Origin of the sequence: Rhodobacter sp. Har01, from assembly GCF_020564565.1 — a bacterium.
In the GTDB taxonomy this organism is placed as follows: Bacteria; Pseudomonadota; Alphaproteobacteria; order Rhodobacterales; family Rhodobacteraceae; genus Pseudogemmobacter.
In genome coordinates this window covers 34,957-44,252 of the sequence record NZ_JAJCTD010000009.1, presented here as the reverse complement: position 1 = coordinate 44,252, position 9,296 = coordinate 34,957, and the positions used below count along the sequence as shown (strand labels likewise).

Sequence of the window (9,296 nt, the reverse complement as noted above, 5' to 3'; positions counted from 1 at the left end):
TTCGTTTCCGCGTTCGCTTCCTTCGGGCCGTCACGGTGGTGCTCTACATGGGGCCGCTTCTCGCCGGCCTCTCCGGCTTTGGCTGGGCCATGCTGCCGCCCTTCGTCTCGATCTTCGTGCTCTGGCTGATCCTGCTGCGGCCGCACCAATGGCCGCAATCGGCGTCGGAGTGGCTGTCGGCAAGTGCGGTCGCGGCCGTCCTTGCCCAGGTGCTCAGCCAGCTGGTGCTGGTCGCGGCGCTGTTCGCCATCGGCCGCGGCATCGGCGGTGTGATGGGCACCCTGCCCTTGCTGGATCCGCTGTTGACGGTGGCGCTGTCGTTCCTGGCCTTGCCGCTGATGCGCCTTGGCTGGAACCCCGACCAGGCGATTGCCGAAGGCGTGACCATCGACGACATGATCCACGCCGCCAATCTGCCCACGCCGCCGCAGGCCAAGGCGGCGGACCCGGCCGCGACCGTGGCCGGGTTGCTGTCGCTGGCCGATGCGGCGCCGCCCGAAGCCGCGCTGCTGCAGGTGCATCAGGCGTTCGAGACCGGCGTCGGCCCGGCCATCGCGCAATCGCTGGCCGCCGCGCTGACCGAAGCCCCGCCCGAGCGCCATGCCGCGCTGCGCGAGGCGGTGGTGGTGCTGGCGACCGATCCGGCGATCATGGCCGCCGCAAGCGCACCCGGCGCCCTGCGTGCCGCCTTTGCCGCAACCGGGCAGGACCTGCGTCTGCTGCGCCTGCTTGTGCCGCGGGCGGTGGCACTGGCAAGGGCGATGCCGGATCGCTGCGACCAGTTCCCGGACGCCGCGACCCTGACGGCACTGGCCAACAGCGGGCTGGAACCGGCCATGGCGCAGGAACTGACAGTCCTTGCCAATCTGCTGCGGACCGGCGGTGCAGCCTCCAAGCCAGCACAAGCGGCCTGACTACCGGCCGATCCGGTCCGCGAAAGACCGGAGTCTGCGCGAATTCCGGTCACGATCTCCGCGCGGAGACCGTCTGCCCTCAGGCTACCCCGAGTGCCCAGCCGTCCGACGGGACGCCCGCAGGACAATTGTGTCCCTTCGCCTTTGCGGCTAATCCGGGCAACATGTCGAACCCGCCCGAGACCCCGAAAAGCCACGGCCGCCTGTCGATCAAGGCCAGCCTGACCCCGCGCGACCTGATGGAGGAGCCGCGGCGGGTGGTGGGCGCCTTCCAGGCCCGCGTGGTGACCCTGTTCCCAGAGGCCTTTCCCGGCACACTCGGACTGTCGCTCACCGGGCGGGCGCTGGACCTTGGCCTTTGGCGGCTGGACACCACCGCGTTGCGCCAGTTCGGCGAGGGTCGCCACCGCACGGTGGATGACACCCCCGCCGGCGGCGGCGCCGGCATGGTCCTGCGCGCCGACGTGGTGGATGCGGCGCTGAGGGCCGCGATGCAGGACGCCGCGCCCGACCGTGCCCGATGGCCGCTGGTCTATGTCTCGCCCCGCGGACCGCGCTTCGACCAGGCCACCGCGCGGCGCTGGGCCGCCGGCACCGGCATCACCCTGCTTTGCGGCCGGTTCGAAGGGGTTGACCAGCGCGTGCTGGACCATTGGCAGATCGAAGAGGTCTCCTTGGGCGATTTCGTCCTGACCGGCGGCGAGATCGCCGCGCAGGCCATGCTGGATGCCACCGTGCGGCTGCTGCCCGGCGTGCTGGGCAACGCCGCCTCGACCGAGGAGGAGAGCTTCTCGCACGGCTTGCTGGAGCACCCGCACTACACCCGCCCGCAGGTCTGGGAAGGCCGCGAGATCCCGCCCGTGCTGACCGGCGGCAACCACGCCGAAGTGGCGAAATGGCGCCGCGCTCAGGCCGAAGCGCTGACCGCCGCGCGCCGGCCCGACCTGTGGGAACGTTTGCGCAAGGGCTGACGCCGTGAACCGGAATTCGAAGTCGAATTCCGTGCACGATTTCCGACTTCGGAAATCGGCGCCTGGCGCCGCCGTCGCGCTTGACCGCCCCGCGCCTTGCGCCTATACGCCCACGGTCCGGGGCAGCAATGCCCCTGGGACGCGATTCCCTGTTGCAGGCCGGGCCGCTTCGCCCGGCAGACCGCAAGGGGGGCCGACAGACACGCAGGCGCCATCTCTGGCGGGCTTTGCCGCAACCGCGGCGGGGGACCCGGACGAAGACCAAGAGCTCTGGCGCGGCATCACCTCTGCGGGTCCACCGCAGGCAAATGGAGAGACAGCGCATGAATCTCATCGCGCAGATCGAGGCGGAGCAGATCGCCGCCCTCGGCAAGGCCATCCCCGACTTCAAGGCCGGCGACACCGTCCGCGTCGGCTACAAGGTCAAGGAAGGCAACCGCAGCCGTGTGCAGGCCTATGAAGGCGTCTGCATCGGCCGCAAGGGCGGCGCCACGCTGGCCGCCAGCTTCACCGTCCGCAAGATTTCCTTCGGCGAAGGCGTCGAGCGCGTCTTCCCGCTCTACTCGACCAACATCGACACCATCGAGGTCGTCCGCCGCGGCAAGGTCCGCCGGGCGAAGCTGTACTACCTGCGCGCCCGCCGTGGCAAATCGGCCCGGATCGCAGAGAACAGCACCTACAAAGCGAAATCCGAGTAAGGAGCGGTCGCCATGAAACAAGGCATCCACCCCGAATACCACTTCATCGAAGTCAAGATGACCGACGGCACCACCTACCGGACCCGGTCCACCTGGGGCAAGGAAGGCGATACCATGTCGCTGGACATCGACCCGCTGGCGCACCCGGCCTGGACCGGCCAGTCGGCCAAGCTGATGGACACCGGCGGCCGCGTGTCGAAGTTCAAGAACAAGTATGCGGGCCTGGGCTTCTGAGCACCGCCCGTCGCGGAATGGCGGCGCCTCTTTCCGAGGCGCCGTTTCCGTTTGCGCCGCACCTGCAGCAGCACTCTGCGTTCTGGCCTTGCTGGCCCCGGCCAGTCCCGCTGCGCCCCCGGACGCGCTGACCGGGCTTGAGGGGGTCTGGGGCATCGAGATGTTCGATGACATGTCCTGCGCGGCCAATCCGATGCACATTGCCCTTGCCGCCGACCGGACCAGCCTGATCCTGACCTGGGTGGACGCGGTGTCCTACAGCGACGGGGGCGTCCGCGAACGCGAGACCTTCAGCGTCCTGTCGGTGGCAGGGCGCCGCGTGGATGTCAGGCGCAGCCGTGATGGCGTTCTGGCCTATTTCGTTCTGGCTGACGACGGCATGAGCTATGAATTCGATCTGACGCAGCACGACGGCTCGGCCGGCAGCACGGCGGTGCGCTGTGCCGCCAGCTCAAGCTGACAGCCGTTTCCGACGCTCGACCACGATGTCAGTGGCACGTTTGTCGGCCATTCCGGGCGGAATGGTGGATCAGGGCTTCCCTCGCGCCGCTTCCCTTGCCAATAAACAGCGCAGGACTTCGCAGACGGGACACAACTCAGATGGCGCATATCATCGTGGTGGGGAACGAGAAGGGCGGCTCGGGCAAGTCCACCACCTGCATGCATGTCGCCACCGCGCTGGCGCGGATGGGCCGCAAGGTCGGTGCACTGGACCTGGACCTGCGGCAGAAGAGCTTTGGCCGCTATATCGAGAACCGCCGCGCCTATCTGGCCCGTGCCGGGCTGGACCTGCCCACCCCCGACTACCACGACTTGCCCGAGGCCGACCCGGCGACCCTGGCCCCGGGCGAGAATGCCTATGACCAGCGGCTGACCATGGCCGTCTCGGCGCTGGACCCGGTCAAGGACTTCATCGTCATCGACTGCCCCGGCAGCCACACCCGCCTGTCCCAGGTGGCACATTCGCTGGCCGACACGCTGATCACGCCGATGAACGACAGCTTCATCGACTTTGACCTGCTGGCCCGCACCGACCCCGAGACCGGCAAGGTCAAGGGCCCCTCGATCTATTCGGAAATGGTCTGGGGCGCGCGCCAGATGCGGGCGCAGGCCGGGTTGCCGCCGATCGACTGGATCGTGCTGCGCAACCGGCTGGGCGCGCAACAGATGCACAACAAGAAGAAGGTGGGCTCGGCGCTGGAAGACCTGTCGCGCCGGATCGGCTTTCGCGTTGCGCCCGGCTTCTCCGAGCGGGTGATCTTCCGCGAACTGTTTCCCCGCGGCCTGACCCTTCTGGACCTAAAGGACACCGGGGTCGATCAACTGAACCTGTCGAATCTGGCCGCGCGGCAGGAACTGCGCGACCTGATCGCCGCGCTCAGGCTTCCATCGGTCCAGGTTGGGTTCTGAACAGAACCGCCCGTGATACCGAGACATGCCGCACGCCGCCCAGCTTTTTCAGCCGCCGGTCGAAGGCGGTTTCGGTTTCGGGCTTCTCCGCCCGGTTGATGCGCAGTTTGCGCAGGAATTCCATCGCTTTTGCCATGGTGTATTCTCCTATCGGCCCCTTGAGCACGGTTTTCGCCGCCAAGCGGGGCAGGTTTGTGGCAGCGAGCGGCAGAAACCGGGGCCTTGCAGGGCTTTGCCGCGACAGATTGTTTCCCGGGTTGAGATGCGGGGCAGGGCCGTGGCAGAAGCCGGTCGGAACGGTGGCGAGGGCGGGGAAAACCATGGCGAACACGCTGTTTGACGCGCTCTTCGCGCCGCTTCGGGGCCGCGACACGGCGCTGCTGATCCTGCCCGACGGCCGCCAGATCAGCGGCGCGGCCTTCCTGGCGATGGTGGCGCAGGCGGCCCATGCGTTGCGGGCGCAGGGCGTGCAGCCGGGCGACCGGGTGGCCGCACAGGTGGCGAAATCGCCTCAGGCGCTGGCGGTCTATGGTGCGGCGGTGGCGCTGGGGGCGGTCTTCCTGCCGCTGAACACCGCCTATACGCCCGCCGAGGTGGACTATTTCCTGGGCAATGCCACGCCGCGCCTGTTCCTGTGCGACCCGGCGAAGGCGGTCGCTCTGGCCCCGGTCGCCGCCGCACATGGCACCGCCGTGCAGACGCTGGACGGCGCCGGCGGCGGCAGCTTTGCGGTGGCGATGTCCGGGCAGCCGGAAACCGTTCAGCCCGCCGACCGCGGCCCCGACGATCTGGCGGCGATCCTGTACACCAGCGGCACCACGGGGCGATCAAAGGGTGCGATGCTCAGCCACCGCAACCTTCTGTCCAATGCCGAGACGCTGGCCGCCCTCTGGCGCTTTACCGCCGCCGACGTGCTGCTGCACGCCTTGCCGGTGTTCCACACCCACGGCCTGTTCGTGGCAACGAACATCAGCCTGCTGACCGGCGGCGCGATGATCTTCCTTCCCGGCTTCGACTTGGACACCGTCCTGCGCCTGCTGCCGCAGGCCACCGCGATGATGGGCGTGCCCACCTTCTACACCCGCCTGCTGGACGATCCGCGCATCTCCCGCGACCTGACGGCCGGGATGCGCCTTTTCGTCTCCGGTTCGGCCCCTCTGCTGGCCGAGACGCACCGCGCCTTTCGGGAATGCACCGGCCACCGCATCCTGGAACGCTACGGCATGACCGAGACCAACATGAACACCTCGAATCCCTATGACGGGGAACGGCGGGCGGGCACGGTTGGCTTTCCGCTGCCGGGGGTTGATCTGCGGATCATGGCCGACGGCGCAGAGGTGGCGCCCGGCGAGGTGGGCGTGATCGAGGTGCGCGGGCCGAACGTCTTTCTCGGCTATTGGCAGATGCCGGAAAAGACCGCCGAGGAACTGCGGCCCGACGGCTGGTTCATCACCGGCGACGTGGGGTGCAAAGATGCCGATGGCTATGTCCAGATCGTCGGCCGCGCCAAGGATCTGGTCATCACCGGCGGCTTCAACGTCTATCCGGTCGAGGTCGAGGCCGAACTGGACGCGCAGCCCGGTGTGCTGGAAAGCGCGGTGATCGGCCTGCCGCACCCCGATTTCGGCGAGGCGGTCTTTGCCGTGCTGGTGCCTCGGCCGGGTGCCACCCTGAACCCCGACCGGGTGCTTCAGGGCCTGCACGACCGGCTGGCCCGGTTCAAGCAGCCCAAGGCCGCCGTGGTGGTGCCCGCCCTGCCGCGCAATGCCATGGGCAAGGTGCAGAAGGCCGACTTGCGCAAGACCTATGCCGGCTGGTTTTCGCCCGGCTCCTGATCTTCGGCCAGTTCGGCGGCAAGGAAGCGCTCGAAATCGTCCAGGTCCACCGGCTCGAACTGGCCGAAGCCCTGCATCCAGACCGAAGCCGCGCGCAGCGCGTCGGGCTCCAGCTTGCACCAGATCACCCGGCCGCGGCGTTCCCGGCTGACCAGCCCGGCATCGGACAGCACCTGCAGATGCTTGGAAATCGCCGCCAGCGAAATGGCGAAGGGATGCGCGACATCGGTAACCGCCATGTCGTCTTCCAGCAGCATCGACAGGATCGCCCGCCGGGTCGGATCGGCCAGCGCGGCAAACACGGCGTCAAGGCGGCGGTCGGAAGGGAGGGTGTCGGACATGGCCCGACTATCCGGGGCCGGGCAGGGGGCGTCAACCGAAACGCGCATCGGCACGGGGCATGATCACGGGGCATGATTTCCTCAACCGGGCGGTTGAATATCAGGCCGCTGCCCAAACGCCCGCGCGGCCGTCGGGCGGCAAGTCGGCTCAGGATTGATTCTATTGTTTTTCAAGGTGTTGTGCATTCTTGTCCGGCGCCCGCGGCGGGTTGACTCAGGCGCCCCGCCCCCGTAGAACCCCGCGGAACGCCGGAGAGGGCCTTTTCATGGCTTCGGAACCCGATCCCGACCGTCTGCGCGCGCTGCATGAGCGGCTTGAGCAGATGCGGGAAAAGCCGAAGCCGGCAAGATCCGAAACGGCGAAAGGGTTCTCGCAGGGCGAGGTCGCCTACCGGATGGTGATCGAGCTGATCGTCGGCATCTTGCTGGGGTTCGGCATCGGTTACGGGCTGGATGTGCTGTTCGGCACGCTTCCGGTCTTCCTGGCGAGCTTCACCCTTCTGGGCTTTGCGGCCGGGGTGCGGATCATGCTTCGCACGGCGCGCGAAGTCGCTGAGAAACAGGCGAACGACGCGGCCGCGGCCGCAAAGCGTGAGGGGATGTAGGACGTGGCGACGGGAACCGAAGAGCACGCGGCAGAGGGTGGCGGCCTGGCCATCCACCCGATGGACCAGTTCATCGTCAAGCCGCTGTTCGGCGACGGGCCGGTGCACTGGTACACTGTGACCAACGTCACGCTCTGGATGGCCATCGCCGTGGTGGCACTTCTGGGCATGTTCGTGCTGGCCACCCGCCACCGCGGCATCATCCCGTCGCGCCTGCAGTCGGTGGCCGAGATGCTGTACGGCTTCATCCACAAGATGGTGGAAGACGTGACCGGCCATGAGGGGTTGAAATACTTCCCCTACATCATGACGCTGTTCATGTTCATCTTCCTGTCGAACTTCCTGGGCCTTCTGCCGATGGCCTTCACCACCACCTCGCACATCGCGGTGACCGCGGTGATGGCGATGGCGGTGTTCCTGACCGTCACCCTGGTCGGCCTGTACCGCAACGGCATCGGCTTTCTGGGCATCTTCTGGGTCACCGCAGCCCCCCTGGTGCTGCGCCCGATCCTGGCCTTGATCGAGGTAATCTCGTACTTCGTCCGCCCGGTCAGCCATTCCATCCGTCTTGCCGGCAACATGATGGCCGGCCACGCGGTGATGAAGGTGTTCGCCGGATTTGCCGGCGTGCTGGGCGCCGGCGCCGTGCTGCCGATCGTCGCGATCACCGCCGTCTACGCGCTTGAGATGCTGGTCTCGTTCATCCAGGCCTACGTCTTCGCGATCCTCACCTGCGTCTATCTGCGCGATGCGCTGCATTCGCCGCACCACTGACGCAAGCAAACCAACATCAGTCATTCCAATCCAAGGAGCAAAGATCATGGAAGGCGATATCGTTCAAATGGGTGCCTACATCGGTGCCGGTCTTGCCTGCACCGGCATGGGCGGGGCCGCCGTCGGGGTGGGCCACGTCGTCGGCAACTACATCTCGGGCGCGCTGCGCAACCCCTCGGCGGCCGCGTCGCAGACCGCCACCATGTTCATCGGTATCGCCTTCGCCGAAGCGCTGGGGATCTTCTCGTTCCTCGTCGCGCTTCTGCTGATGTTCGCCGTCTGATCCGGCATCCGACGCGAGAGGACGGGTGGGCGCCGGGTTTTCCGGCGTCTCCCGGTCCGTGAAGGGTCCGATGGAGGGCGAAGATGGCAACTGAATCGACGGCGGCCGAAACGGCGGGCCACGCGGCCTCCAGCGTCTGCGTCAATGAGCATGGCGGCGCCATCGGCATGCCGCAGCTCTGCGGCGAGTGGTTCCCGAACCAGATGTTCTGGCTCGTGGTCACGCTGGTGGTCATGTACCTGATCCTGTCGCGCATCGCCTTGCCGCGCATCGCCGCGGTGCTGGCCGAGCGCAAGGGCACGATCATGAACGATCTGGCCGCAGCCGAAGAGCTGAAGCAGAAGGCGGCGGCGGCCGAGCGGGCCTACAACGAGGCGCTGGTGAACGCACGGACCGAGGCGGCCAAGATCGTCGCGGCGGCCAAGGCGGACATCCAGAAGGACCTGGGCGTGGCCATGGCGCAGGCCGACGTCGAGATTTCCGCGATGGCAGCGCGGTCCGAGAAGTCGATCGCCGAGATCCGCGCCGGGGCGCTGGAGGCGGTGGAAACCGTCGCCCGCGACACCGCGGCCGAGGTGGTGGCGGCGCTGGGCGGTGCGGCGGACGCCAAGTCGGTGATGGCGGCGGTCGCTGCCCGGATGAAGGGGTAAGGCGATGCGCAGACTTGCAGTTCTCTTCGCGCTTCTGGCCTCGCCGGCGATGGCCGCTTCGGGGCCGTTCTTCAGCCTCTACAACACCAACTTCGTGGTGCTGATCGCCTTCCTTCTGTTCGTCGGCATCCTGATCTACCTGAAGGTGCCCGGCAAGGCGACCAAGGTGCTGGACGCCCGGGCGGTCCAGATCAAGGCCGAGCTGGACGAAGCCCGCGCCCTGCGCGAAGAGGCGAAGACGATCCTTGCCTCGTATGAGCGCAAGCAGAAGGACGTGGCCGAGCAGGCCGACCGCATCGTCGCGGCCGCAAAGGAAGAGGCAATGGCGGCGGCGGCTCAGGCCAAGGTTGACCTGAAACTGTCGATGGAGCGCCGGATCAAGGCGGCCGCCGAGCAGATCACCAGTGCCGAGACCGCGGCCGTGCGCCAGGTGCGCGAGCGCGCCATTCAGGTCGCCGTTGCGGCGGCCGGCGACGTGCTGGCGCGGCAGATGACGGCGGATGCCGCGAAGGCCTCGATCGACGCGGCCATCGAACAGGTTGGCGTCAAGCTGCACTGACCTGCGACCCGAAGGCCAAAGG

At 67.6% G+C, this 9,296-nt stretch carries 14 protein-coding genes; 12 read left to right on the top strand and 2 right to left on the bottom strand.

Going from position 1 to position 9,296, the window contains the following annotated elements:
* The first annotated feature begins 47 nt into the window (after positions 1-47).
* The 6 genes from LHP98_RS17375 (at position 48) to LHP98_RS17350 (ending at position 4,227) form a co-directional block, all read left to right on the top strand.
* Entirely contained in the window at positions 48-914 is an 867-nt protein-coding gene (locus LHP98_RS17375) for a hypothetical protein (RefSeq protein ID WP_227253826.1), read from the top strand.
* Positions 915-1,078: 164 nt separating this feature from the next.
* Positions 1,079-1,885 carry a tRNA (guanosine(37)-N1)-methyltransferase TrmD gene (gene trmD, locus LHP98_RS17370; protein WP_227253825.1) on the top strand — a complete coding sequence of 269 codons (807 nt, stop codon included), beginning with the start codon at positions 1,079-1,081 and terminating at the stop codon, positions 1,883-1,885.
* Between the two features lie 323 nt (positions 1,886-2,208).
* Positions 2,209-2,583, top strand: a complete 375-nt coding sequence (rplS, locus tag LHP98_RS17365) for a 50S ribosomal protein L19 (RefSeq protein WP_227253824.1) — start codon at positions 2,209-2,211, stop codon at positions 2,581-2,583.
* Between the two features lie 12 nt (positions 2,584-2,595).
* Positions 2,596-2,817 carry a 50S ribosomal protein L31 gene (gene rpmE / locus LHP98_RS17360; RefSeq protein WP_227253823.1) on the top strand — a complete coding sequence of 74 codons (222 nt, stop codon included), beginning with the start codon at positions 2,596-2,598 and terminating at the stop codon, positions 2,815-2,817.
* 88 nt (positions 2,818-2,905) lie between these two features.
* Complete coding sequence (locus LHP98_RS17355; RefSeq protein WP_227253822.1) at positions 2,906-3,277, top strand: hypothetical protein; 372 nt, start codon at positions 2,906-2,908, stop codon at positions 3,275-3,277.
* A gap of 140 nt (positions 3,278-3,417) precedes the next feature.
* Positions 3,418-4,227, top strand: coding sequence for a division plane positioning ATPase MipZ (locus tag LHP98_RS17350; protein WP_227253821.1), 810 nt, complete (start codon positions 3,418-3,420; stop codon positions 4,225-4,227).
* On the opposite strand, the gene LHP98_RS17345 is transcribed toward LHP98_RS17350, so the two are convergent.
* Entirely contained in the window at positions 4,196-4,549 is a 354-nt protein-coding gene (locus tag LHP98_RS17345) for a hypothetical protein (protein WP_227253820.1), read from the bottom strand. The genes LHP98_RS17350 and LHP98_RS17345 overlap by 32 nt on opposite strands.
* Here LHP98_RS17345 and LHP98_RS17340 point away from each other — a divergent pair.
* A complete protein-coding gene (locus LHP98_RS17340) occupies positions 4,548-6,062 on the top strand; it encodes a malonate--CoA ligase (protein WP_227253819.1) in 1,515 nt (504 codons plus the stop codon). The genes LHP98_RS17345 and LHP98_RS17340 overlap by 2 nt on opposite strands.
* Here LHP98_RS17340 and LHP98_RS17335 read toward each other — a convergent pair.
* A complete protein-coding gene (locus tag LHP98_RS17335; protein WP_227253818.1) occupies positions 6,032-6,403 on the bottom strand; it encodes an ArsR/SmtB family transcription factor in 372 nt (123 codons plus the stop codon). The two genes, LHP98_RS17340 and LHP98_RS17335, sit on opposite strands and share 31 nt — an antisense overlap.
* A 266-nt stretch (positions 6,404-6,669) precedes the next feature.
* Between LHP98_RS17335 and LHP98_RS17330 the strand changes: the two genes are divergently transcribed.
* The 5 genes from LHP98_RS17330 to LHP98_RS17310 all read left to right on the top strand — a co-directional run bounded on the left by LHP98_RS17330 (position 6,670) and on the right by LHP98_RS17310 (position 9,274).
* Positions 6,670-7,008: an AtpZ/AtpI family protein gene (locus tag LHP98_RS17330; RefSeq protein ID WP_227253817.1), complete on the top strand. Its 339-nt coding sequence runs from the start codon at positions 6,670-6,672 to the stop codon at positions 7,006-7,008.
* Positions 7,009-7,011: 3 nt separating this feature from the next.
* A complete protein-coding gene (locus LHP98_RS17325; protein ID WP_319638960.1) occupies positions 7,012-7,782 on the top strand; it encodes a F0F1 ATP synthase subunit A in 771 nt (256 codons plus the stop codon).
* Between the two features lie 46 nt (positions 7,783-7,828).
* Positions 7,829-8,065 (top strand): F0F1 ATP synthase subunit C, encoded by a 237-nt coding sequence (locus tag LHP98_RS17320; protein ID WP_074220027.1) that lies wholly within the window; start codon positions 7,829-7,831, stop codon positions 8,063-8,065.
* A gap of 83 nt (positions 8,066-8,148) precedes the next feature.
* Positions 8,149-8,715 (top strand): F0F1 ATP synthase subunit B', encoded by a 567-nt coding sequence (locus tag LHP98_RS17315; RefSeq protein WP_227253816.1) that lies wholly within the window; start codon positions 8,149-8,151, stop codon positions 8,713-8,715.
* Between the two features lie 4 nt (positions 8,716-8,719).
* Positions 8,720-9,274, top strand: a complete 555-nt coding sequence (locus tag LHP98_RS17310) for a F0F1 ATP synthase subunit B (protein ID WP_227253815.1) — start codon at positions 8,720-8,722, stop codon at positions 9,272-9,274.
* Positions 9,275-9,296 lie beyond the last annotated feature (22 nt).